The 23177-nt window shown below is 64.7% G+C and carries 20 protein-coding genes; 11 read left to right on the top strand and 9 right to left on the bottom strand.

All coding sequences use genetic code 11. The features are described 5' to 3' along the window. Positions 1–82: 82 nt before the first annotated feature. Together rnd and ACED18_RS00930 are read left to right on the top strand one after the other, a co-directional pair. Positions 83–1228: a ribonuclease D gene (gene rnd, locus ACED18_RS00935; RefSeq protein WP_377288125.1), complete on the top strand. Its 1146-nt coding sequence runs from the start codon at positions 83–85 to the stop codon at positions 1226–1228. A 118-nt stretch (positions 1229–1346) separates the two neighbouring features. Continuing rightward, positions 1347–2699, top strand: a complete 1353-nt coding sequence (locus ACED18_RS00930) for an esterase-like activity of phytase family protein (RefSeq protein WP_377288123.1) — start codon at positions 1347–1349, stop codon at positions 2697–2699. An 82-nt stretch (positions 2700–2781) separates the two neighbouring features. Here the strand turns inward: ACED18_RS00930 and ACED18_RS00925 are convergent, their stop codons facing one another. The 4 genes from ACED18_RS00925 to ACED18_RS00910 all read right to left on the bottom strand — a co-directional run bounded on the left by ACED18_RS00925 (position 2782) and on the right by ACED18_RS00910 (position 8521). Next, positions 2782–4302 (bottom strand): Ppx/GppA family phosphatase, encoded by a 1521-nt coding sequence (locus ACED18_RS00925; RefSeq protein ID WP_377288121.1) that lies wholly within the window; start codon positions 4300–4302, stop codon positions 2782–2784. An 11-nt stretch (positions 4303–4313) separates the two neighbouring features. After that, positions 4314–6503, bottom strand: coding sequence for an RNA degradosome polyphosphate kinase (locus ACED18_RS00920; RefSeq protein WP_377288119.1), 2190 nt, complete (start codon positions 6501–6503; stop codon positions 4314–4316). A 161-nt stretch (positions 6504–6664) separates the two neighbouring features. Beyond that, a complete protein-coding gene (hdaA, locus tag ACED18_RS00915) occupies positions 6665–7387 on the bottom strand; it encodes a DnaA regulatory inactivator HdaA (RefSeq protein WP_377288117.1) in 723 nt (240 codons plus the stop codon). 3 nt (positions 7388–7390) lie between these two features. Beyond that, the gene (locus tag ACED18_RS00910) at positions 7391–8521 is read right to left on the bottom strand and encodes an AI-2E family transporter (RefSeq protein ID WP_377288115.1); all 1131 of its coding nucleotides are present in this window, start codon (positions 8519–8521) and stop codon (positions 7391–7393) included. A 344-nt stretch (positions 8522–8865) separates the two neighbouring features. Between ACED18_RS00910 and purM the strand changes: the two genes are divergently transcribed. Beyond that, the gene (purM, locus tag ACED18_RS00905; protein ID WP_377288113.1) at positions 8866–9936 is read left to right on the top strand and encodes a phosphoribosylformylglycinamidine cyclo-ligase; all 1071 of its coding nucleotides are present in this window, start codon (positions 8866–8868) and stop codon (positions 9934–9936) included. Beyond that, entirely contained in the window at positions 9933–10535 is a 603-nt protein-coding gene (gene purN, locus ACED18_RS00900; protein ID WP_377288111.1) for a phosphoribosylglycinamide formyltransferase, read from the top strand. The genes purM and purN overlap by 4 nt, the downstream gene beginning before the upstream one ends. A 279-nt stretch (positions 10536–10814) precedes the next feature. Here the strand turns inward: purN and ACED18_RS00895 are convergent, their stop codons facing one another. From ACED18_RS00895 to ACED18_RS00885, 3 genes are all read right to left on the bottom strand, one after another. Next, positions 10815–11636 carry an alpha/beta fold hydrolase gene (locus tag ACED18_RS00895; RefSeq protein WP_377288109.1) on the bottom strand — a complete coding sequence of 274 codons (822 nt, stop codon included), beginning with the start codon at positions 11634–11636 and terminating at the stop codon, positions 10815–10817. A 121-nt stretch (positions 11637–11757) separates the two neighbouring features. Then, the gene (gene nudK, locus ACED18_RS00890) at positions 11758–12351 is read right to left on the bottom strand and encodes a GDP-mannose pyrophosphatase NudK (protein ID WP_377288107.1); all 594 of its coding nucleotides are present in this window, start codon (positions 12349–12351) and stop codon (positions 11758–11760) included. Then, a complete protein-coding gene (locus ACED18_RS00885) occupies positions 12348–14468 on the bottom strand; it encodes a molybdopterin-dependent oxidoreductase (protein ID WP_377288105.1) in 2121 nt (706 codons plus the stop codon). Before ACED18_RS00885 ends, nudK begins: the two co-directional genes overlap by 4 nt. 86 nt (positions 14469–14554) lie before the next feature. Here ACED18_RS00885 and ACED18_RS00880 point away from each other — a divergent pair, with 86 nt between their 5' ends. The 3 genes from ACED18_RS00880 (at position 14555) to ACED18_RS00870 (ending at position 16907) form a co-directional block, all read left to right on the top strand. Then, the gene (locus ACED18_RS00880) at positions 14555–15409 is read left to right on the top strand and encodes a 23S rRNA (adenine(2030)-N(6))-methyltransferase RlmJ (RefSeq protein ID WP_377288103.1); all 855 of its coding nucleotides are present in this window, start codon (positions 14555–14557) and stop codon (positions 15407–15409) included. A gap of 100 nt (positions 15410–15509) precedes the next feature. Continuing rightward, entirely contained in the window at positions 15510–16256 is a 747-nt protein-coding gene (locus ACED18_RS00875; RefSeq protein WP_377288101.1) for a ribonuclease, read from the top strand. A 60-nt stretch (positions 16257–16316) separates the two neighbouring features. Next, on the top strand, positions 16317–16907 hold the full coding sequence (locus ACED18_RS00870; protein ID WP_377288099.1) for a glutathione S-transferase: 591 nt from the start codon (positions 16317–16319) through the stop codon (positions 16905–16907). 248 nt (positions 16908–17155) lie between these two features. On the opposite strand, the gene ACED18_RS00865 is transcribed toward ACED18_RS00870, so the two are convergent. Further along, the gene (locus ACED18_RS00865; RefSeq protein WP_377288097.1) at positions 17156–17794 is read right to left on the bottom strand and encodes an outer membrane protein; all 639 of its coding nucleotides are present in this window, start codon (positions 17792–17794) and stop codon (positions 17156–17158) included. 368 nt (positions 17795–18162) lie between these two features. On the opposite strand from ACED18_RS00865, the gene ACED18_RS00860 reads away from it, so the two are divergent. The 3 genes from ACED18_RS00860 (at position 18163) to ACED18_RS00850 (ending at position 21641) form a co-directional block, all read left to right on the top strand. Further along, entirely contained in the window at positions 18163–18939 is a 777-nt protein-coding gene (locus ACED18_RS00860; protein WP_377288095.1) for an SDR family oxidoreductase, read from the top strand. After that, a complete protein-coding gene (gene uvrC, locus ACED18_RS00855; RefSeq protein ID WP_377288093.1) occupies positions 18936–20951 on the top strand; it encodes an excinuclease ABC subunit UvrC in 2016 nt (671 codons plus the stop codon). The genes ACED18_RS00860 and uvrC overlap by 4 nt, the downstream gene beginning before the upstream one ends. A gap of 120 nt (positions 20952–21071) precedes the next feature. Then, positions 21072–21641: a hypothetical protein gene (locus tag ACED18_RS00850; protein ID WP_377288091.1), complete on the top strand. Its 570-nt coding sequence runs from the start codon at positions 21072–21074 to the stop codon at positions 21639–21641. Between the two features lie 158 nt (positions 21642–21799). Here the strand turns inward: ACED18_RS00850 and ACED18_RS00845 are convergent, their stop codons facing one another. Continuing rightward, positions 21800–22312 carry an acyl-CoA thioesterase gene (locus ACED18_RS00845; RefSeq protein ID WP_377290963.1) on the bottom strand — a complete coding sequence of 171 codons (513 nt, stop codon included), beginning with the start codon at positions 22310–22312 and terminating at the stop codon, positions 21800–21802. A gap of 259 nt (positions 22313–22571) precedes the next feature. On the opposite strand from ACED18_RS00845, the gene pgsA reads away from it, so the two are divergent. Beyond that, positions 22572–23177, top strand: coding sequence for a CDP-diacylglycerol--glycerol-3-phosphate 3-phosphatidyltransferase (gene pgsA, locus ACED18_RS00840; RefSeq protein ID WP_377288089.1), 606 nt, complete (start codon positions 22572–22574; stop codon positions 23175–23177).

Below are 23177 nucleotides of genomic sequence, written 5' to 3'. Positions count from 1 at the left end.
GCGGGTTTCGAAGGGATAAACCGGGGAGATAATCTGCCCCACTTTCGCCATAGAGCGCAAAGACCCGAGTGACGGACCTGCAATGATCGAAACGACCGCCGATCTCGCCGAAGCCTGCAAGACGCTGGCGCAGTCGGACTACATCACCATCGACACCGAATTCCTGCGCGAGACGACCTTCTGGCCGCAGCTGTGCCTCATCCAGATGGCGAGCCCCGACCTTGCCGTCATCGTCGATCCCATGGCCAAGGGCATCGATCTTGCGCCCTTCTTTGCCCTCATGGCGGATGACACGGTGGTCAAGGTGTTCCACGCGGCGCGGCAGGACATCGAAATCATCTACAATCTCGGCGGTCTCATCCCCTCGCCGATCTTCGACACGCAGGTCGCCGCCATGGTCTGCGGCTTCGGCGACTCGGTCTCCTACGACCAGCTCGTGCAGAAGGTGAAGAACGTCCATATCGACAAGTCCTCGCGCTTTACCGACTGGAGCCATCGGCCGCTGTCGGAAAAGCAGCTCGACTATGCGCTGGCCGACGTCACCCATCTGCGCGATGTCTACCAGCATCTGAAGGCGGAGCTTGAGCGCGAGGGCCGCTCGCTGTGGCTGACGGAGGAAATGGCGATCCTCGAGGCGCGCGAGACCTATGACATGCATCCCGACGATGCCTGGCAGCGGCTGAAAATGCGGGTGCGCAAGCCAATCGAGCTTGCCGTGCTGCAGACGGTCGCCGCCTGGCGCGAGCGCGAGGCGCGGGCCCGCAACGTGCCGCGCGGGCGCATTCTCAAGGACGACGCCATCTACGAGATCGCCCAGCAGCAGCCGCGTGACGCGGAAGCGCTGGGGCGGCTGCGCACCATTCCCAAGGGCTGGGAGCGCTCGACGGCCGGTGGCCAGGTGATCGAGGCCGTCAATCTCGCCTTCGACATTCCCAAGTCCGATCTTCCGAAGCTGCCGCGCCAGAACCATGTGCCAGACGGAGCCGCCTCCGCCGTGGAGATGCTGAAGGTGCTTTTGAAGCTGACCGCCGAGCAGGAAGGGGTCGCCGCGAAGATCATCGCCAATTCCGAGGATCTGGAGCGCATCGCCGTCGATGGCGAAGAGGCGACCGTTTCGGCGCTGTCCGGCTGGCGGCGCGATCTCTTCGGGGAAAAAGCGCTGAAGCTCATCCGCGGCGAGGTGGCGCTGCGCTTCGTGGACAAGCGCATCGAGGCCGTCGAACTCTGACGCGTCCGGTCTCTGCGCTCGCGCGGAGACTTCACCATCGTGTAACGCAACGATCATCGGGCCGTCATGCTCGGCTCCTACGGCTTGCTCCATCTGTTTCAAACGGAGGGACAAGCCCATGAAATTCGTGACGATCACGCTTTCGACGCTGCTGATGGCCGGTTCGGCGCTTGCCGATGAAACCGTCTTCACCTGCACGCTCGCCGGCCACGCCATCCTGCCGGCCAACACGATCATCAAGGCGCCTGACGATGCCGCCGCGCATCTGAAGACCTCGGGCAAGTTCACCACGCCGGACCGCAAGCGCACGGAAGCCCTCGGCACCGTGCCCGGCAAGGACGGCGTGCGCCCGACCGGCCTTTCCCTGCCCTTCGACGGCCAGCCCATGCAGGGCTTTTCCGGCATCCGCACCATGCCGGACGGCACGTTCTGGACGCTGTCGGACAATGGCTTCGGCACCAAGGCCAATTCCAGCGACGCCATGCTGATGCTGCATCACATCACGATCGACTGGCAGGCCGGCAAGGTCGAGCCGATCAAAACCCTTTTCCTCAGCGACCCCGACCGCAAGGCTCCCTTCCCGATCGTCATGGAAGGCGCGGAAAAGCGCTATCTGACGGGTGCGGATTTCGACGTGGAATCGATCCAGCCGACGGCCGACGGCTTCTGGGTGGGTGAGGAATTCGGCCCCTACCTCCTGAAGTTCGACACGGACGGCAAGCTGACGGATGTGATCGCCACCAAGGTGGGCGAGACCGCCGTGACGTCGCCTGACAATCCGACGATCAGCGTGCAGGCCGATCCGTCGAAGCCGATGCCGGCCTTCAACCTCAAGCGTTCCGGCGGCTTCGAGGGTCTCGCCGCCTCGCCGGATGGGTCCAAGCTTTACGGCCTGCTGGAAGGCCCGATCTGGACCGACAATGCGACCGTCGAGCAGGTGGATGGCGCCAAGGCGTTGCGCGTCATCGAGTTCGATACGGCCTCCAAGGCCTGGACGGGCCGCAGCTGGCTGTATCCGCTGGCGGCCGGCGGCGAAGCGATCGGCGACTTCAACATTCTCGCCGACGGCACGGCGCTGGTGCTGGAGCGCGACAATGGCGCGGGCACGGCCGACAAGGCCTGCGCCGACCCGAAGGCGCCGAAGCCGGATTGCTTTGCCACGCCCGCCAAGGTCAAACGCCTCTACAAGATCGCTTTCGACGACAGCAATGTCGGCAAGGCCGTGCGCAAGATCGGCTATATCGACCTCATGAAGATCGCCGATCCCAAGAACATCCGCCGGCAGGGCGGTGGCGAGGGCTTCTACGACATGCCCTTCGTCACCATCGAGAATGTCGATCGCGTCGATGACACCCATCTCATCGTCGGCAACGACAACAACCTGCCCTTTTCCGCCGGCCGCGCGCTGGACAAGGCCGACGACAACGAGTTCGTGCTGATCGAAGCCGGCGATTTCCTCAAGGCGAAGTAAGCCTTCCTCACGCACAAAAAACCCCGCGTCCGGTGCATCCGGGCGCGGGGTTCTTTTTCATATTGCCTTTGCTGCGTCTCGCCTATTCGAAGACGGCGGTCAGGCGCTTGCCGGTGAGCTTGGAGAGCTGTTGCAGGCGGCCGTCGAGACGTTCGCCTGCCAAGTCCGCACGGTTGGCCGGAATGACGAATTCAAGGTCGAAATCGGGCTGACGCGAGGGCCGGACGATGACATTGCGGACAATACCGGGCATGGACGCCGAGAGCACGTAGACCACGCGCAGCAGGGCGCCGAGAAGCTTCGCCAGTTCGATGAAGCGCGGCGTGGTGATGGTCGCGATCTCTGCCGTCGCGTCGTCGTCGCGCACGCCTTCGAACCGGAAATAATTGGCCAGCGCAATATAGGCGCGACCAGGATGGCTGATGCCCGAGAAGGTGCCGTGGGCAATCAGGTTCAAGGCCTGCAGGCCGCGATAATCGGGGTGGGCGCGCCAGCTGATATCCGCCAGCAGGCAGGCCGCCTGGCGGTAGCGCGCTTCCTCCTCGCTCTCCTCGACATCGAAGAAGCGCAGCGCGTGGCCCGACCATTCGGCCAGTTCGCGGGCATGTTCCGGCGAGCGGGCTCGCAGGATGGCGAGATCCTCTGCGGCCGTCAGCAGCGGGTCGAGCGCGCGTTCGTCATCGGCCAGAAGCGAATAGAGATAGCCTTCGCGGACACCGAGCGCCGAGAAGGACACGCGGCCGGCCTTCATCTCGCCGAGCACTTCCTGCAAGGCCACGACGCCGAAGGGCATGAGGCTGCGGCGGCTCTTGGAAATCGCGGCATAGGCCGGCGCACGAACGTGCTTCTGGAGGATGATGTCCTCGAGGAAGGCCATCATTTCCGGCTGGGCCACCTCGTAGCCCTGCATCATGTGCAGCGGATAGCTGGTGATATCCATGTGCAGCTTGGCAATCGCACGCCAGGTGCCGCCGACCGCATAGAAGGTGCGTCCTTCCGCGTTGGCGAGAATGGGGTTGCCGGCGGTGAAGGAGCGGACGTAGGAGCGCGCCTTGGTGACCGAGCCGCCGCAATGTTCGGACAGGCGGATGCCGCCGAGTGGCAGCGTGATGCCGGTGCCGATGGCGCGTTCGCGCACGTCGGCCAGTTCCAGCGAGCCGCCGCCCATGTCACCGACGATGCCGTCCGGATGATGGTGGCCGCTGATGACGCCGAGCGCGGAGAAATAGGCCTCCTCCTCGCCGGAGAGAACGCGCACCTTCTCCTGCAGGATCGCTTCGGCGCGGTGGATGAAATCAGGCCCGTTCGAGGCATCGCGCGCGGCAGCGGTGGCGAGCACGTAGAGGGTGTGGGCGCGCGCCTGGACGGCCAGCGCCTTGAAACGATGCAGCGCGACAATGGCGCGCTCGACGCTGTCCTCATCCATGCGGCCGGTGGCATCAATGCCCTTGCCGAGCCCGCACATGACCTTCTCGTTGAAAAGGACCGCAGGCGTGCGGCTCAGCCCCTCGTAGACGACGAGGCGGATCGAGTTCGAGCCGATATCGACGACGGCGACCGGGGCAATGCCCCGCAGACGCCCCTGCGCTTCAGATTCTACCATTCAAAACCAAATTACTGTTTCTGGCCGCGTTTCCAGCCGGCAATACGCTTGGGTGAGCTGGATCTCAGGGCTTCACCCCGGCCCGAAAGACTGGGATTCGTCATGAAATAATGCTGTGCATTGAACGGCTCGTCGCCTTCGGCCACCGCAATGCGGCGCGAGGTGCCGTCCGGCAGGATCTCGTAGCTCTGCTGGTTATCGATGAGATTGCCCAGCATGATCTGCGACAGAACCTGTTCGTGCACAGTCCGGTTGATCAGAGGCACCAGTGCCTCGACCCGCCGATCCAGATTGCGCGGCATGATGTCCGCCGACCCGATATAGACGAGGGCATTCTCTGAGGGAAGCCCATGGCCATTGCCGAAGCAGAATATGCGGGAATGTTCGAGGAAGCGGCCGACGATCGACTTGACGCGGATGTTGTCGGACAGGCCCGGAACCTGCGGGCGCAGGCAGCAGATGCCGCGCACCACGAGATCCACCTCCACGCCCGCATGGCTGGCGCGGTAGAGCGCGTCGATGATCTCGGGATCGACCAGCGAGTTCATCTTCATCCAGATCGCGGCGGGGCGCCCCTCGCCCGCATGCACGATCTCCTCCTCGATATGCTTGAGGATGCGCGGGCGCAGTGTATGCGGCGAGACCGCAAGCTTCATGCCCTCCTCCGGCTCGCCATAACCGGTGATGAAGTTGAAGATGTTCGCCATGTCATGGGCGATCTTCGGGTTGCAGGTGAAGAAGGAGAGGTCGGTGTAGATCTTCGCCGTGAGCGGGTGGTAATTGCCGGTGCCGAGATGGCAGTAGCTGCGCAGCTTGCCCTCCTCGCGGCGCACCACCATCGACATCTTGGCGTGGGTCTTGAGCTCGATGAAGCCGAAGACGACCTGTACGCCGGCGCGCTCAAGGTCGCGCGCCCAGCGGATGTTGGCTTCCTCGTCGAAGCGGGCCTTCAGCTCCACCAGCGCCGTCACCGACTTGCCGGCTTCGGCCGCGTCGATGAGCGCGCGCACGATCGGACTGTCATTGGAGGTGCGGTAGAGCGTTTGCTTGATGGCGAGCACATCCGGGTCGCGGGCGGCCTGGAAGAGGAACTGGACCACGACGTCGAAGGATTCGTAGGGGTGGTGGACCACCATGTCCTTCTCGCGGATCGCCGCGAAGCAGTCGCCGGCATGATCGCGCACGCGCTCGGGAAAGCGGGCATTGTAGGGCTCGAAGCGCAGGTCGTCGCGCGGCGCCTTGGCGATCTCGGAGAGCGTGTTGAGCGCGAGCAGGCCCGGCAGGACGGCGACGCGGTCATTGGGCACGCCGAGTTCCTGCACCACGAACTGGCGCAGCGAGGCCGGCATTTCCGAATCCGTCTCGATCCGGATCACCGAGCCGCGGCGGCGGCGCTTCAGCGCCGACTCGAAGAAGCGCACGAGGTCTTCGGCCTCTTCTTCCAGCTCGATATCGCTGTCGCGGATCAGGCGAAAGGTGCCGGAGCCCTGCACTTCATAGCCCGGGAAGAGCCGGCCGATGAACATGCTGACCACGTCTTCCAGCGTGATGTAGCGGATCGTCTGCTTCACATCCGGCAGGCGGATGAAGCGGTCGAGCGCCACCGGCAGGCGCAGCAGCGCCGTCATCGGCTCGCGACCAGTCTTCGACACCAGTTGCAGGCCGATCGAGAAGCCGAGATTGGGGATGAAGGGGAACGGGTGGGCCGGATCGATGGAGAGCGGCGTCAGGACCGGGAAGATCGACTGATCGAACTCGGATGCAAGCCAGGTCTTGTCCTGATCCGACAGCGAGACCGGCCGGACGATGAGGATATCTTCCTTGGCGAGATACTGCTGGAGGACGGCGAGCGAGGCCTGCTGCTCCATCTGCAGATTGTCGATCTCGCGCAGGATGCTTTCCAGCTGCTCGGCCGGGCTCTTGCCGTCGGGACTGCGGATCGCGACGCCCTGGCGGACCTGCCCTTCGAGGCCGGCAACGCGGACCATGAAGAACTCGTCGAGGTTGGCGGCGGAAATCGACAGGAAGCGGATGCGTTCGAGCAGCGGATGCGCCGTATTGAGGGTTTCCTCCAGGACGCGGCGATTGAACTGCAGCCAGGAGAACTCGCGATTGATGAAGCGATCCGGGCTCTGCATCAGGTCATGGTCGACCGTCGTCTGCACCGCCGGTTCGTTCTGCGCCGCCACTGCCGTATCCATCGTCTCGTCTCCCCGTGATTACGCATCCGCCGCGCACCGTCTTTTACCAGACTATTATGTGCGATGGATGGAATTTACGCCGCACTCAACAGCTTTTGCCGTCGCGCCGGCAACCGCCACGATCCGGGGATTATTGCAGTTCGATGACGGAACCGTGACAGTCAGTCGAGTTCCGGTGCGTCGGCGGCCCCGGCCTCGTCGCCGTCGCTCCCCTGCACGGCATCCAGAACCTCTCGTGCGAGGCTGCGGGTGAGCCTGACGCCGCGCGACAGGGCGAGGCGGTCCATGCCATCCACGACGCGGCGTGCTGTATCGAGCGAGCGTTCCATGCGGGCCACGAGATAGGCGACGATGCGATCGTCCACCGCCAGCTGGCGATCGGCAAAGAGCTTGACGATGACTTGCGAGAGCAGCGCTTCGTCCGGCGCGCCGATCTCGACGATCGTTGCCGCCTTCAGCCGCGACGCGAGGTCCGGCAGGGCGACGCCCCAGGCGGATGGCGGGGTGCGGGCTGTCAGAAGCAGGGCCGTGCCGTGCTGGCGCACGCTGTTGATGACGTGAAAGAGTTCGCGCTCGTCGAAGGCATGCGCATCGGCATCCTCGAGGAGAACCGGGGCTGAGGCAGCGGTCAGCGATGCGCCATCGTCGGTGTGCGCCTCGATGGTCACCGCACCGCTCGTCTCCTGCCAGATGGCGGCCAGATGCGACTTGCCCGAACCCGGCGGTCCCACGAGGACGACGACGGGCGACGGCCAGTCCGGCCAGCGGTCGACGATCGTCGCGGCAGCCTCCAGCGGGGCAGAGACGAGCAGGTCGTCGCGGCCCGTGGCGGCGGCGTGGGTGAAGGCCAGCGGCAGCTGCTCGGAGGATTTGCGCATCGCCATGGCCTATTCGATCCGCGGCGTATCGTGGGTGATGTCGGCAATCACGAGCGGCTTGCTATGGCCATGATAGACGTCGCTGTCGAGGTAGCGACGCAGTGCAAAGCGCACCAGCACGCCGACGGCCGCCGCCGCCGGCACCGCGATCAGCAGCCCGACGAAACCGAAGATCGTGCCGAAGGCCACGAGCGCAAACATCAGCCAGACGGGGTGCAGCCCGACCTTGGAGCCGACGAGCTTCGGCTGGAGAATGTTGCCCTCGATGAACTGGCCGACGAAGAAGACGGTGGCGACCAGCACGATCCAGATGTAGTCCGGCCAGAACTGCACGATGGCGAGACCGACCGAAAGCACGAGGCCGACCAGCGAGCCGACATAGGGAATGAAGCTGATGAGGCCGGCGAAAAGGCCGATCAGCAGGCCGAAATTCAGGCCGACGACCGACAGGCCGATGCCATAGAACAGGCCGAGAATGATGCAGATGGAGCCCTGCCCGCGCACGAAGCCGGCCACCGCCTGATCGATGTCGCGGGCGATCTGGCGCACGTCGGCCACATGGTCGCGCGGGATCCAGCTGTCGACCTTCTCGATCATCTTGTCCCAGTCGAGCAGCATGTAGAAGGCGACGACCGGCGTGACGACGAGCAGGGAGACGATGTTGACGAGCGCGAGACCGGAGCTCCACAGCTGCTTGAAAACCGTGCCGACGAAGCCCGCCCCTTCGCTGAGCACGGCGGAGAAATTCTCCTTCACCGTATCCAGCTGCCCGCGGACCCAGGAAGGCAGAAGGTCGGGGTTGAAATTGGTGACGAGCTGCTGAAGCTGGGTAATGTAGCCCGGCAGCTTGGAGAAGAAGTCCGACGCCTGGCCGGCCAGCAGCGGGATGACGATCATCAGCGAGAGCACGAAGACCACGACAAAGGACACGAGGATGACGATGGTCGCGACCGTGCGGCTGAGGCCGAGGCGCTCCAGGCGGTCGGCGACGGGATCGAGGAAATAGGCCAGCGCCATGCCGGCGATGAAGGGCAGCAGCACGGCGCTGAACACCATCAGGAAGACGACGAACAGCACGAGCGCGATGGACCAGAAGATGACCTGGCGCTTGAGGCCGGCAACGGTGATCTGCGTTGTCATGGAAACTTTCCCGTCTGCAATCTGGGACCGGCGGGCCGCCCCCGGTCGGCGATGATGCGGCGCAGCACATTGCCAAAGGACATAGGACGCCCCCCGGCGGCGGGTCAAGGTATCGGTGGCCGAAGCGCGCGCCGCATGGGCTTGCAGCGGCTGGAAAGCAGCGGATAACGGGCAAAATCGGCCCCTTCACCCGGCAACATGCTTGCACTTCCAAAAACATCGTGCAATCGCACGGGCTGACGGGCGCGAGAAGAGTTCTGCGCCCCGCTTTGGCCTTCAGGCCATGGGCCCGACCGCGCCCCTCGCGCGTCCCTTCCCATGGCGGGTGCGAACGGAGAACGGACATGAGCGCGGACGGCAAGAACGGCCTGACCTACAGCGATGCCGGCGTGGACATCGATGCCGGCAACCTGATGGTCGAGAAGATCAAGCCGCATGTGCGCTCGACCCGCCGGCCGGGCGCGGATGGCGAGATCGGGGGCTTCGGCGGCCTCTTCGACCTCAAGGCAGCCGGTTTCACCGATCCCGTCCTGGTGGCCGCCAATGACGGTGTCGGCACCAAGCTGAAGATCGCCATCGACGCCAACAAGCACGACACCGTGGGCATCGACCTCGTCGCCATGTGCGTCAACGACCTCGTGGTGCAGGGTGCAGAGCCGCTGTTCTTCCTCGACTATTTCGCGACCGGCAAGCTCGACCCGGATCAGGGTGCGGCGATCGTCGCCGGCATTGCGGCGGGCTGCCGCGAGGCGGGCTGCGCGCTAATCGGCGGCGAGACGGCGGAAATGCCGGGCATGTATGCCGGTGGCGACTATGACCTCGCCGGCTTCGCCGTGGGCGCGGCCGAGCGCGGGCAGCTGCTGCCGGCCGGCGACATTGCCGAGGGCGACGTGATCCTCGGGCTCGCCTCGTCCGGCGTGCATTCCAACGGCTATTCGCTGGTGCGCAAGATCGTGGCGCTCGCCGGCCTCGACTGGTCCGCCCCCTCGCCCTTCGGCGACGGCACGCTGGCCGAGGGACTGATGACGCCGACGCGCATCTATGTGAAGCCGCTTCTCAAGGCGATCCGCGAGACCGGATCCATCAAGGCGCTGGCCCACATCACCGGCGGCGGCTTCCCGGAAAACATTCCGCGCGTGCTGCCGAAGCACCTGGCCGCCGAGATCGATCTTTCCGCCATCAAGGCCCCGGCCGTGTTCTCTTGGCTTGCCAAGACCGGCGGCGTGGCGGCCAACGAGATGCTGCGCACCTTCAATTGCGGTGTCGGCATGATCGCCGTCGTGCCGGCCGACAAGGTTGAGGCCGTCAGCGCCGTTCTGACGGGCGAAGGCGAAACCGTCTTCACGCTGGGCCGCATGGTGGCGCGCGCCGAGGGCGCACCGGGCACGATCTATTCCGGGGCGCTCGCGCTGTGACGCAGACGCCCGTTGCAAAGAAGCGGGTCGTCGTCTTCATCTCGGGCGGCGGCTCCAACATGGTGGCGCTGGCGAGAGCCTGCACGGCACCGGATTTCCCGGCCGAGATCGTCGCCGTGATCTCGGACAAGGCTGATGCCGGGGGGCTTGAGAAGGCACGTGCGCTCGGCATCGACGCCTTTGCCATCGCGCGGCGCGACCACGCATCGAAGGCCGGGCACGAAACGGCCATTCTTGCCGCCCTCGCCCGCATCGCACCCGACATCATCTGCCTTGCGGGCTACATGCGCCTGCTCTCGGCCGATTTCATCGCGCCCTACGAGGGACGGATCATCAACATCCACCCGTCGCTGCTGCCGCTCTTTCCGGGCCTCCACACCCACCAGCGCGCCATCGATGCCGGTCATACCGAAGCCGGCTGCACCGTGCATTTCGTCACCGAGGGCATGGATGAGGGTCCGATCATCCGCCAGACGGCCGTGCCGGTGCTCAAGGGCGATACCGCGGAGACCTTGGCCGCACGGGTGCTGACGGCGGAGCATGCGACCTACCCGGAGGCGCTGCGCGACGTGGCCGAAGGGCGCGTTTCGCTGCGGTAGGGGATTTGGGCCATTAGTCCGAATTGGACTTTGGCGGCCTTGGCTGTGGATCCTCGGCTCGGGGGCCGAGGATGACGCAGGGTGGGGTGACCGGCCAGCCAGACCATGCAAACCGCACCTGCTCGCCTCTCCGCCGTCGTCCTCGGGCTTGACCCGAGGACCCATGCCCCCCGCCACGGGTTGCAGCCAGGCGGCCTAAAGCCAGGAATTTTTGTTGGTGACTTCGCTCATTGCGGGAAGGGCGGAAACCGAAGTCCCCGCCCCTTTTCGCTGCCCTGATTAGCGTGTGAGGAAGTCCAGCAGATCCGCCGTCAGGCGCTCCTTATGCGATGCGAAGAGGCCGTGGGGCGCGCCGTCATATTCGATCAGCGTGGCGTTCGCGATGCCGGCCGCGGCGGCGCGGGCGGAGGCATCGATCGGAACGGTCTTGTCGCCGGTGCCGTGGATGATGAGCGTGGGCACGCGGAAATGGGCAAGGTCGCCACGGAAGTCGGTCGTTGCGAAGGCTTCCGCGCAGGCGAGCGTCGGCTTGATACCGGCCATCATCGCCTGGTTGACCGACCACTGGATGATCTCGTCGCTGACCGGGCTCGTGAGCAGGCCGACGCCGTAGAAGTCCTTGAAGAAGCTCGCGAAGAAGTGGGCGCGATCCGTCTTCATGCCGTCTGCCATCTCGTCGAAGGTCGATTGAGGGGTGCCTTCCGGGTTGTCGGTGGTCTTCAGCATGAAGGGCACGACCGAGGCAATCAGCACGGCCTTCGAGACGTTCCTGCCCTGATGGCGCGACATGTAGCGGGCCACTTCGCCGCCGCCCATGGAAAAGCCGAGAAGGGCCGCATCCGCAGCGCCCGTCGCCTCGATCACATCGGCGAGGTCGTCGGCCAGCGTGTCATAATCGTAGCCGTCCCACGGCTGCTCGGAGCGACCGAAACCGCGACGGTCGTAGGCAATGGCGCGCAGGCCATTGTCGGCGGCCACCATGGCGAAGTCATCCCAGGTATCGGCTGTCAGCGGCCAGCCATGCATCATGATGACGGGACGGCCGGAACCCCAGTCCTTCACGTAGAGTTCGTTTCCGGAACGGGTCTTGATAAGCGTCATGGAAGATGTCCTCGTTGGGGCGGGTTGCCCGCAAGAAACGAGGCCGGCGCGGGAATGTTCCCCCACGACGATCGACCGGTACGGCCGGAATCCGCCGGGCGCTCCACCCGGCGAGAGGTTTTCAGGCAAGCTCCGGCAGGTTGAGCGCGGCCCATTGCAGGAGCATGATGGTCTTGGCGTCGCAGATCTCGCCCGTGCCGATCATGTCCATGGCTTGCCGGAAGGGCAGGTCGAGGATTTCAATATCCTCGTTTTCGCTTTCGAGACCGCCGCCGGTCCCTGTGCGGCTCTTTGCCTCGACCGGAGCGGCAAAGAAGCTGATGGTTTCCGTGACGGCACCGGGCGACATGAAGGCGTTGAACAGGTGACGCACTTCGCCGACCGCATAACCGGTCTCCTCCATCGCCTCGCGGCGGATCGCCGCTTCCGGCTGGTCGCCGTCGAGCAGGCCGGCCGGCGTTTCGATCAGCCAGCCCGAATGCTGGTTGAGATGGGCCGGCATGCGGAACTGGCGCACAAGCACGACGGTCTTGCGCGCGGCATCGTAGAGCAGGATGGTCGCGCCGTTGCCGCGATCATAGACCTCGCGCTTCAGCCGCGCGGTGCGGCCCGACGAGCCGGTATAGTCGAAGGTGACGTTGCGCAGATGATACCAGTTCTTCGACAGCGTCTCATCCTTGAGGATGGTGATCGTCGCATCCGTGAACGTGGTCATTCAGCGTCTTTCTTCAGCCAGACCCGGTTGTCGTGGAAGGCCGCGCCGCCATAGGGGGCGACGGCATCGGCGCCGGTGAGCACATTGATGCCCTCGCCATCGAGATGCGCGTCGTTCGGCCACAGGCCCTCGGCGATGAGCACGCCGGGGCGCGCGCCGCCGCCGATCACCGCATGCAGGCGGACCTCGCCGCGCCGGTTCCCGAGGCGCACGACATCGCCCTCCGCGATGGCGAGACCGGCGGCATCCTCGGCATGGATCATCACCGAAGGCCGACCCTCGCGATTGAAGGAGGACGGTGTCTCGGCAAAAGTGGAATTGAGGAAGGAGCGCGCCGGCGAGGTCGCCAGACGGAAGGGATGGTCGGCATCCGCGACCTCGATCAGATCGACGTGATCGGGAAACTCCGGCAGCGCCTGATGGGGACCAAGCGCGCCCAGCGAGGCCGGCGGGCGGTTGGGCGCCGGCGTGCCCGTCCAGTCCGCGCGGAAGCGGAAACGGCCGTCCGGATGGCCGAAGCCGTGGACGAAGTGGGCCGTATCGAAGTCCGGCTGCACATCCAGCCAGCGGCTTTCCTTCAGCCCTTCATATCCCACACCGTAGTTGACCAGAATGCGATCGATATGCTCGCGCTCGCTAAGGCCGAAGCCGGGGCGGTCCGCAACGCCGAGGCGTCTGGCCAGTTCCTCGATGACGAAGAGATTGGTGCGCACGGTTGCCGGCGGCTCCACGAGCTTGGGCCCCAGCAGGATGTGCTGGTGGCCGCCGCCACGATAGAGATCGTCATGCTCGAGGAACATGGTGGCGGGCAGCACGATATCGGCAAGCTTTGCCGTATCGGTCATGAAATGCTCGTGCACGGCGACGAAGAGATCGTCGCGCATCAGCCCGGTCGTCACCAGCCGCTGCTCGGGCGCGACATTGGCCGGATTGGTGTTCTGCACCAGCATGGCCGTCACCGGCGGGCCGTGGCGCAGCGCTTCGGCATCGCCCGTCAGCACGCGGCCGATCTGCGACTGGTCGAGCACCCGCACCGTGGGATCGGCAAGGCCTGTGCCCATCAGGTCGCGCTTGTCGAAGCGGAAGATGTCGTTGTTGCTGTGAAAGGCGCCACCGCCCTCAACTTGCCAGGAGCCGAGCACGGTGGGCACGCAGGCCGCCGCATGCATGGCGACCGCGCCGTTGCGCTGGCGGGTGAAGCCGTAGCCGAGGCGGAAATAGCTGCGCTTCGTGGTGCCGACGAGGCGGGCGAAATCCTCGATCGCTTCCACCGGCAGGCCGGTGATGGCGGAGGCCCATGCGGGATCGCGGCTTTGCAGATGCCGTTCGAGGCCGGCCGGATCGTCCGCATGGCGCTCCAGATAGGCGCGGTCGGCATAGCCGTCGCGGAAGGCGATGTGCATGACGGCGCAGGCGAGCGCGGCATCCGTACCGGGCTTCAGGACGAGACCCATGTCGGCCTGCTTGATCGTCGGGTTGTCGTAGATGTCGATGACGACGATCTTCGCACCGCGCTCCTTGCGGGCCTTGATGGCGTGCGTCATCACGTTGACCTGGGTGGACACCGCATTGGTGCCCCAGATCACGACGCAGTCCGATTTTGCCATCTCGCGCGGATCGGGACCGCGCAGCGAGCCCGTCGCCATCGCAAAACCGGTCCAGGCCATGTTGGTGCAGATGGAGTCGAAGAAGCCCGAATAGCGCTTGGCGTGGCGCAGGCGCTGGATGCTGTCGCGCTGCACCTGCCCCATGGTCCCGGCATAGAAATAGGGCCAGACGGCCTCGGATCCGTAACGCTGCTCGGTCTTGACAAAGGCGTCGGCGATCTCGTCGAGCGCCGCCTCCCACGTGACCTCGCCCCACTGCCCCTCTCCCTTGCCGCCAAGACGGCGCTGCGGCACCAGCAGGCGGGCGGGATGGTAGATGCGCTCGGAATAGCGCGCCACCTTGGCGCAGATGACGCCAGCCGTGTAGCTGTTGGCGCTGGCACCATGCAGGCGGCCGATGCGGCCGTCCGGCAGAAGCTCGACATCGAGCGCGCAGGCCGACGGACAGTCGTGGGGACAGACCGAGTGGCCGATGGTCTTCTCAGGCTTGATAGGGGTCGCAACGTTCATGCGATTTCTATATGCGATGGGGGAACCTGCAAAAAGGCATATTCGGCATCGATCAGCCGAATTCATAAGCGCTATCGAGACACTGAATGAATTACCGCCACATCTACCACGCCGGCAATTTTGCAGATGTGCTGAAGCACGCCGTGCTGGCGCGGCTCGTGACCTATCTCGGCCAGAAGGACAAGGCGTTCCGCGTCATCGACACCCATGCCGGCATCGGGCTTTATGATCTCGCCAGCGAGGAGGCGCAGAAGACCGGCGAGTGGCTTGAGGGCATCGGCCGGCTGTTGTCCGAGCCCCTGCCCGCCGCTGTGGAGCCGCTGCTCGCTCCCTATCTCGCCGCCGTCAGGGCCGTGAACGATGGCGACCGGGTGCTGCGCTATCCGGGCTCGCCGATGATCGTCCGACACCTTCTGCGGCCGCAGGACCGGCTGTCGGCGCTGGAACTGCATCCGGATGACTACGAGACATTGCATCGCCTGTTCGATGGCGATTTCCAGGTCCGCGTGACCCATCTCGACGGCTGGCTGTCGCTCGGCGCCCATCTGCCGCCCAAGGAAAAGCGCGGCCTCGTTCTGGTCGATCCGCCCTTCGAGAAGGAGGGCGAATATGAGCGGTTGGTGGACGGGCTGGAAAAGGCTCACCGGCGCTTTCCGGGCGGCACCTACTGCCTCTGGTATCCGCTGAAGCGGGGCGCGCCGATCGATGCCTTCTATGCGGCACTCAGGGAAAGCGGCATCCCGAAGATGATCGCGGTGGAGCTTTCGGTGCGCAGCGACAGGGAGACGACCGGGCTTTCGGGCTCCGGCCTCGTCATCGTCAATCCACCCTTCACGCTGGAGGGCGAGCTTGCCGTGCTGCTGCCTTTCCTGAAAGAGCGGCTGGCACAGGACCGCTTTGCCGGCACGCGCGTGGTACGGCTTGCCGGAGAGACCGGCTGATGCCTTTGCAGGCTTGACTTCTTTCCTTGCTTGACGGCCGCACCGCCGATGGCGTCAAGTCCGCCTCCGAAACATGCGGGAGGATGATGTGCCGGAATGGATGACGACTGCAAGCTTCCGGGCCAATGCGCGCCGACGGCTTCTGCCGGGTCTCGCTGCGCTTGCTATTCTCGCCGGCTGCGGCGACGGGGCGGAGGGCGAAACGCAAGCTTCGACCACAAAGCCGGCCGTGAGTACCGGGCAGACGGCCAGCGCGACGCGCCTACCGCAGGGCAGCGGCTTCGATTTCTACGTCCTCTCGCTCTCGTGGTCGCCGAGCTGGTGCGCGGGCAACGATCCGAACGGGCGCACGGAGCAGTGTGACGTCGGCGCCGACAACGGTTTCGTCGTGCACGGTCTCTGGCCGCAGAACGAGCGGGGATATCCCGAATTCTGCCAGACGGACGAGCCGGATCGCGTCAGCAATGCCATCGGACGGGAGGTCATCGACATCATGCCCTCCATGGGGCTGATCGGCCACCAATGGCGCAAGCATGGCAGCTGCAGCGGACTGTCGCAGCGCGACTATTTCGCCCTGGTCGCGGCCGCGCGCGAAAAGATCGCCATTCCCGTCGAGCTTCAGCGGCCGACGCGGGAGCTGCGCCGCGCGCCGCTCGCCGTCGAGGATGCCTTCATCGCTTCCAATCCCGGCCTTGAGCGGCGGATGATGGCGGCCACCTGCCGGTCCGGCGACTTGCAGGAGGTGCGCATCTGCCTGTCGAAGACCGACCTTTCCTTCCGCGCCTGCCCGGAGGTCGATCGCGACAGCTGCCGGGCCCGCGACATTGCCATTCCGCCCGTTCCCTAACGCTGCGCCGTGATCCGGCTCTTCCCCATCCTGCCCGCTTCGTGACTTGAAAGGCTTTCGATGAAGATCCTCTATTCCCCCGCCTCCCCCTACTCCAACAAGGTGCGCATGGCCGCCCATCATGCCGGCTTCGTGGCCGAATCGGTGCTGACCGACACCGCCTCGAACCCGCCGGAACTGATCGGCAACAATCCGCTCGGGAAGATACCCACGCTCATTCTGGAGGATGGCCGCTCGGTCTATGACAGCCGCTCGATCATGCACTTCATCGACCGGGAAACGCGCGGCACGCTCTACCCGCGCAACAAGGACAAGCGCACCGATGTCGAGATCCTGGAGGCGCTGGCCGACGGCATCTGCGACAGCCTGCTCGCCATTGTCTACGAGCGCCGCACGCGCCCGGAAGACAAGCAGCACCAGCCCTGGCAGGATCGCCAGTGGGAAAAGGTGGAGCGCGGCCTCGATTATCTCGAAACGCATCTGCCGCGCACCAGCGGCAAGCTGCATGCCGGCCATTTCGCGGTCGCCGCCATGCTGCGCTACATCGAGTTGCGCTTTGCCGGGCAGTGGCAGAAGGGGCGCCCAAAGCTGAAGAAGTGGCCGGAGAAGTTCGAGAAGGCCTTTCCGGCGGTCTCGACGTTTTATGCGTGAGGGGCTGGTGCTGAATGTTGAGTTTCGCCCGGCCGAATGTCCCTGTTCGCCGTCATTCTCGGGCTTGACCCGAGAATCCACGCGGCACTCTGCGCCCTTGGCGGTGGATCCTCGGCTCTGAGGCCGAGGATGACGGCGTGCGGGGTGGCGGCCGTGCCCTGCAGGACATGCAGTGACCAGCGCCACTCCCACAACGACGAAGGGGCCGGTTTGCACCGGCCCCTTCGCGTTCACCCCTTTCGGAATGATCAGAACTTCACGCCCATGCCGACGCGAACGGAGTGTTCGTCGTAGCCCGAAGCGATGCTGCCCGACGGCAGGTTGTAGGTCTTGGAACCGTAGTCGGTGTAGCGGTACTCGACGCGGGCCGTGATGTTGTCGGTGACCATGGCTTCGGCACCGGCGCCGGCCGTCCAGCCAACGTGGGTCTTTTCGTCAGAGCCCGAAGCATTCGAGATCTTCTGGTTGCCGAGCGCAACACCGGCGGTGCCGTAGACGAGAACCGGGTTCAGGTCGTAGCCGACGCGGCCGCGGATGGAGCCGTTGACGCCCTGCTTGGCGCGGTTCGTGCCGTTGGCGCTGTCGTTGCCGGCGTAGTTCAGGTCAACTTCCGGACCGTAGACGATCTGGCCGCTCTGCATGTTGTAGCCGCCGTAGAGACCGCCGCCGAAGCCGGCCGAGGTACGGTCGCCCGTGGCGTTGGACTTGCCATGGTGCCAGTTGGCCGTGCCGCCGACATAGGCGCCGGACCAGTCCTTGACGGCCGGTTCGGAGTAGGTCGCAGCCGGAGCGGCCGGAACTTCGTCGATAGCGTCGGCAGCGTGAGCAGCCTGGAATGCAGCGAGAGAGATGGCAGAGGCCATGAGGCCGGTGATGATGGTACGCATGATAGTCTCCTTTTCAACCGATGCCCATGACACACGCGGTACAAGTATGGGACACCGAAAACCTTTGCTTTAGCCCGCCCGGTTGAGGTGGAAAATGCGCATCGAATGCGGATTCTCAAGAGCCGAATTGTGAAATTTTAGCGGCACACTTATGGCTGAAATGGGATGTTGCCATCGCGCCACAGGGTAAATATTAACCAAGAAACGTGTTCTGCCGATATTATACTTTTAATAGCCCGTTTAATTCTTCGTAAACCACGTTTGTTAAAGGTCGAGAAACAAAACGTTCGGGCGCGGTTTTCGGGCACGCGACAGAACCTATATTCTGGCATCACTCTCAACCGAATCGAACGGACGTGGAAAAAGCGGTGCAACACTCCTCCAGGACGACCCTCAAGACTGCCCTCGTGACGGGTGGCGCCAGACGGATCGGCAAGGCCATTGTGGAGGATCTCGCCGAACATGGCTTCGCCGTGGCGATCCATGCCAACGGGTCGCTTTCCGACGCCGAGGGGCTGGCCGAAACCATCCGGGCACGCGGCGGGAAGGCGGCAGCCGTCCAGGCCAATCTCGAAGACATCGGCGAGACCGAAGGGCTGGTGGATGCGGCCGTGGCCGCCATCGGGCCGCTCGGCCTCGTCGTCAACAATGCCTCGGTGTTCCTCAAGGACAGCCTGCAGGAGCTCGATGCCAAGGCCTGGGACAGGCATTTCGCCGTGCATGCCCGCGCGCCCTCCCTTATCACCTCGGCCTTTGCCCGGCAGTTGCCGGCCGGGACGGGCGGGCTCGTCGTCAACATCGTCGACCAGCGGGTCTGGGCGCCCAATCCGCGCTTCTATTCCTACATGCTCTCCAAGGCGGCGCTGTGGATGGCGACGCAGACGATGGCGCAGGCGCTTGCCCCGACCATCCGCGTCAACGCCATCGGCCCCGGCCCCACCCTGCCGAACGATCGCCAGAACGAGGCGGACTTTCAGGCCCAGGTGGAAGCGCTCATTCTGAAGCGCGGTCCGGCGCTCGAGGAATTCGGGCGCACGATCCGCTTCCTCTTTGACACGCCCTCGATCACGGGGCAGATGCTGGCGCTCGACGGCGGCCAGCACCTGGCCTGGGAAACGCCTGATATCCGGGAGATCGTGGAATGAACGGAGGCAAGCCCACCGACGGCGGCATCCTCTATGACGAGACCGAGGCTGACGAGGACGACGACATCGAGGTGGTGCCGAGCCGCCCGGCGATCGACATCGACTGGTCCGAAGGCATCAAGGATCCGGGGCTGAAGGGCGCCGAACTCATCCAGGAATTCGTCAAGCGCCTGCCGAACAGCCCCGGCGTCTACCGCATGTTCAACGAGGCCGGCGACGTGCTCTATGTCGGCAAGGCGCGCAACCTGAAGAAGCGCGTGACGAATTACGCGCAAGGGCGCGTTCATTCCAACCGCATCGCCCGCATGGTGCGCGAGACCACGAACATGGAGTTCGTGACGACCCGCACCGAGATCGAAGCCCTGCTGCTCGAAGCGAACCTCATCAAGCGGCTGCGGCCGCGCTTCAACGTGCTTCTGCGCGACGACAAGTCGTTTCCCTACATTCTCGTGACGGGCGATACGCGGGCACCGGCGCTTCTCAAGCATCGCGGCGCGCGCAGCCGCAAGGGCGATTATTTCGGTCCCTTCGCCTCCGCCGGCGCGGTGGGGCGCACCATCAATTCGCTGCAGCGCGCCTTCCTCTTGCGCACCTGCACCGACAGCGTCTTCGAAAGCCGTACGCGGCCCTGCCTGCTCTACCAGATCAAGCGCTGTTCCGGCCCCTGCACCCAGGAGGTCAGCGACGCCGACTATGCGGAACTGGTGCGCGAGGCGAAGGACTTTCTGTCCGGCCGCAGTCAGGCCGTGAAGGCGACGATCGCATCCGCCATGAGCGAGGCGTCGGAAAACCTCGATTTCGAACGCGCCGCGCTCTATCGCGATCGCCTTGCGGCGCTCTCGCATGTGCAGAGCCATCAGGGCATCAACCCGGCTGGCGTGGACGAGGCGGATGTCTTCGCCATCCACCACGAGGGCGGGATTTCCTGTATCCAGGTGTTCTTCTTCCGCACCGGACAGAACTGGGGCAACCGCGCCTATTTCCCGAAGGCCGATGCCTCGCTGGCGCCCGAAGAGGTGCTCGCCGCCTTCCTTGCCCAGTTCTACGACGACAAGCCCTGTCCGCGGCAGATCCTGCTCTCCGGCGCGATCGAGGAGCAGGAGCTTCTCTCCGACGCGCTGACGGAAAAGTCCGGTTACCGGGTGACGATCCTCGTGCCGCAGCGGGGCGAGAAGCGCGATCTCGTGGACCACGCGGTTGCCAATGCCCGCGAGGCGCATGGCCGAAAGCTGGCGGAGACGGCCTCGCAGACGCGCCTGCTGGAGGGCTTCCAGAAGACCTTCGGCCTGGAGCGAGCGCCGCGCCGCATCGAGATCTACGACAACTCCCACATCATGGGTACCAATGCGGTGGGCGGCATGGTCGTGGCGGGGCCGGAAGGCTTCGTGAAGAGCCAGTACCGCAAGTTCAACATCAAATCGACCGACATCACGCCGGGCGACGACTTCGGCATGATGCGCGAAGTGATGACCCGGCGCTTCTCGCGCCTCCTGAAAGAGGAAGGGCTGCCCGACCGTGCACAGGAGATCGCCGAGGATGCCGCCCTGCCCGCCTGGCCCGACGTGATCCTCATCGACGGCGGACAGGGGCAGATGACGCAGGTGAACGCCATTCTCGCGGAACTCGGCCTGACCGACACCGTGATCGCCATCGGCGTGGCCAAGGGCGCCGACCGCGAGGCCGGCCGCGAGCGCTTCTTCCGCCAGGGCGCCGACAGCTTCACGCTCCCGCCGCGCGATCCCGTGCTCTACTTCATCCAGCGCATGCGCGACGAAGCGCACCGCTTCGCCATCGGCTCGCACCGCGCGCGGCGCAAGAAGGAGATGGTGAAGAACCCGCTCGACGAAATCGCGGGCATCGGCCCCTCGCGCAAGCGGGCGCTTCTCCACCACTTCGGCACCGCCAAGGCCGTGTCGCGGGCGGCCATGTCTGACCTGATGGCGGTCGACGGCATCTCGGAATCGGTGGCGAAGCTGGTGTACGACCACTTCCATGAGGATGGGCGGCGGTAGGGGGCTCACGAACGGGCCGCACCGAACGCTTTGGCTGTTACCCTGGACATAGCCGCGCGTGATCTCTGGGTGTGCACTATCGATGAAAATCCATTTTTCATCCGGTGGAAACCCACGATCATGAGACGGATACTCACCGACTTTAACATCGAAGCACTCCTGCGTGGTCAGGCCCTCGGCACGGAGCTGACACCGCGCCGACCCGATCATCGGCGGCGCCTAGACATCTTTTCGACAGGACATGGAGCGCGTGTCTTGCCAGGCGAATCGCAGCAGGTCGATCCGCCGAGGTTCAGCGTTGTCTGCCGAGAGGCTCATCAGGCGATCGTGGCCGCTGGCGGGGACAGTCGCTATAGCTGTGCCGACTTCGAAGTCGCCTACGTGGCCACCATCGATGCAGTCGAGACCGCGCTCAGCGAAATGGCGGACGAATCCATCGCGCTTCTGCCGATGATGCCGCACCGGATCCTGCTTCGTGAAGAGCATGGCCAGTGGCGGATCGAACAAGACGGGCTGCACATTGCGTCAGAAGGCACCGAGGGGTCGGCCTGGTCCTTTGCCTATGCAGCCGCCCAGTTCGAATATGAAGTCAACGGGATCGTGCACCATGTCCTCATCATGCGGGATGGCATCGCTCACCGCCAAGCCTGGGTGCCGGACCATGACTTTCTGGAAATCGTTGAGGACTGATACAGGGGACGGAAAAGGCGGAGCAGGTCGATTGGGCACTCAGACCTCCGCACCGTTCCGGGTCCCATCATGATCGACCGCCGTTTCGGCATCTGAACATCTTGCACATCGCAGTCGGAACGAAGCGAAAGGATGGCGCGCCAGCAGCAGCATCCGCCCTACCCCTCCTTCGTCGCCTCGTGGAACCGCTGTTCGAATTCGCGGCGCAGCCTGCGGCGGGCTTCGGAGGCGCGCAGGCGCCGTTCGGCCGCTTCGGTCTTCGGCACGTAGGGCGGCACCTCGGCAGGCTTGCCCTCGTCATCCACGGCGACCATGGTGAAATAGCAGGAATTGGTGTGGCGGCGCGCGCCGCTGCGGATGTTTTCGGCCTCCACGCGGATGCCGATTTCCATGGAGGTGCGGCCGGCATAGTTGATCGCGGCGCGGAAGGTGACGAGCTCGCCGACATGGATCGGCTGGCGGAACACGACCTGATCGACCGAAAGCGTCACGGCGTAGCGCTGCGAGAAGCGTGAGGCGCAGGAAAAGGCGACACGATCAAGCAGGTTGAGGAGCGCGCCGCCATGAACCTTGCCGGAGAAATTCGCCATGTCGGGGGTCATCAGAACGACCATTTCCAGCGTGGTCGTGTCGTGGGGCGGGATCGCACCCGCCGCCGTCGTTGCATCCATCCGGGCCTCAGTCTGGTCCATGGCGCCTTCCCCTACTCAAGCCGATCACAATATGCGGAGACAAGCATGGGCGGCGCGGCTTGTCGATGATCGAAAAGCGCAATGAGTCCAATTCCATGACATGTCCGGGGTTCATCGCCCGTTCACGACAATTCTGTCATAATTCTCCTCAACACTGGCCGCCAACGGTTGACGCGCGGCGCGGAACGTCCTTCCCTGCGCCCGGACCATTTTTGCCCCTCACATGAACCGAGTCCCGATGTCCACGCCCAAAGCTTACAATATTCCGAACCTGCTCACCTATGCGCGCATCCTGGCGGTCCCGCTGATCGTGCTGTGCTTTTTCATCGAGGGGCGCCTGCAGTCGTCGGACTTCGCGCGCTGGACGGCCTTCTGGCTTTTCGCGGTCGCCTCCGTCACCGACTATCTCGACGGCTACCTGGCCCGCATCTGGAACCAGACCTCGAATATCGGCCGCATGCTGGACCCGATCGCCGACAAGCTGCTGGTTGCCTCCGTGCTGCTGCTGATGGCGGCCGACCGGACGATTGCCGGTTGGACGATCTGGGCCGCGATCATCATCCTGTGCCGCGAAATTCTCGTCTCGGGCCTGCGGGAATATCTGGCGGCGCTCAAGGTCAGCGTTCCCGTCACGCGGATCGCCAAGTGGAAGACGGCGGTGCAGATGGTGGCGATCGGCCTGCTGCTCGTCGGTCCCGCGCTCGACAACATCCCGCCGGAGTCCGACAATATCGGCATCGCCACCGGCATCGGCCTCGCGCTCCTGTGGGCGGCGGCGCTCATCACCATGTATACCGGCTACGACTATTTCCGCGCCGGCCTCAAGCACATCGTGGATGAATGA

The sequence above is a fragment of the Rhizobium sp. SG2393 genome, assembly GCF_042610495.1.
Lineage (GTDB): Bacteria > Pseudomonadota > Alphaproteobacteria > Rhizobiales > Rhizobiaceae > RU20A.
This window is presented reverse-complemented; position numbering and strand designations above follow the sequence as displayed.

Coding starts and splice junctions, on each gene's coding strand:
- rnd (WP_377288125.1), top strand. CDS start 83: ATGATCGAAACGACCGCCGATCTCGCCGAAGCCTGCAAGACGCTGGCG.
- ACED18_RS00930 (WP_377288123.1), top strand. CDS start 1,347: ATGAAATTCGTGACGATCACGCTTTCGACGCTGCTGATGGCCGGTTCG.
- ACED18_RS00925 (WP_377288121.1), bottom strand. CDS start 4,302: ATGGTAGAATCTGAAGCGCAGGGGCGTCTGCGGGGCATTGCCCCGGTC.
- ACED18_RS00920 (WP_377288119.1), bottom strand. CDS start 6,503: ATGGATACGGCAGTGGCGGCGCAGAACGAACCGGCGGTGCAGACGACG.
- hdaA (WP_377288117.1), bottom strand. CDS start 7,387: ATGGCGATGCGCAAATCCTCCGAGCAGCTGCCGCTGGCCTTCACCCAC.
- ACED18_RS00910 (WP_377288115.1), bottom strand. CDS start 8,521: ATGACAACGCAGATCACCGTTGCCGGCCTCAAGCGCCAGGTCATCTTC.
- purM (WP_377288113.1), top strand. CDS start 8,866: ATGAGCGCGGACGGCAAGAACGGCCTGACCTACAGCGATGCCGGCGTG.
- ACED18_RS00895 (WP_377288109.1), bottom strand. CDS start 11,636: ATGACGCTTATCAAGACCCGTTCCGGAAACGAACTCTACGTGAAGGAC.
- nudK (WP_377288107.1), bottom strand. CDS start 12,351: ATGACCACGTTCACGGATGCGACGATCACCATCCTCAAGGATGAGACG.
- ACED18_RS00885 (WP_377288105.1), bottom strand. CDS start 14,468: ATGAACGTTGCGACCCCTATCAAGCCTGAGAAGACCATCGGCCACTCG.
- ACED18_RS00880 (WP_377288103.1), top strand. CDS start 14,555: ATGAATTACCGCCACATCTACCACGCCGGCAATTTTGCAGATGTGCTG.
- ACED18_RS00875 (WP_377288101.1), top strand. CDS start 15,510: ATGACGACTGCAAGCTTCCGGGCCAATGCGCGCCGACGGCTTCTGCCG.
- ACED18_RS00870 (WP_377288099.1), top strand. CDS start 16,317: ATGAAGATCCTCTATTCCCCCGCCTCCCCCTACTCCAACAAGGTGCGC.
- ACED18_RS00865 (WP_377288097.1), bottom strand. CDS start 17,794: ATGCGTACCATCATCACCGGCCTCATGGCCTCTGCCATCTCTCTCGCT.
- uvrC (WP_377288093.1), top strand. CDS start 18,936: ATGAACGGAGGCAAGCCCACCGACGGCGGCATCCTCTATGACGAGACC.
- ACED18_RS00850 (WP_377288091.1), top strand. CDS start 21,072: ATGAGACGGATACTCACCGACTTTAACATCGAAGCACTCCTGCGTGGT.
- ACED18_RS00845 (WP_377290963.1), bottom strand. CDS start 22,312: ATGGATGCAACGACGGCGGCGGGTGCGATCCCGCCCCACGACACGACC.
- pgsA (WP_377288089.1), top strand. CDS start 22,572: ATGTCCACGCCCAAAGCTTACAATATTCCGAACCTGCTCACCTATGCG.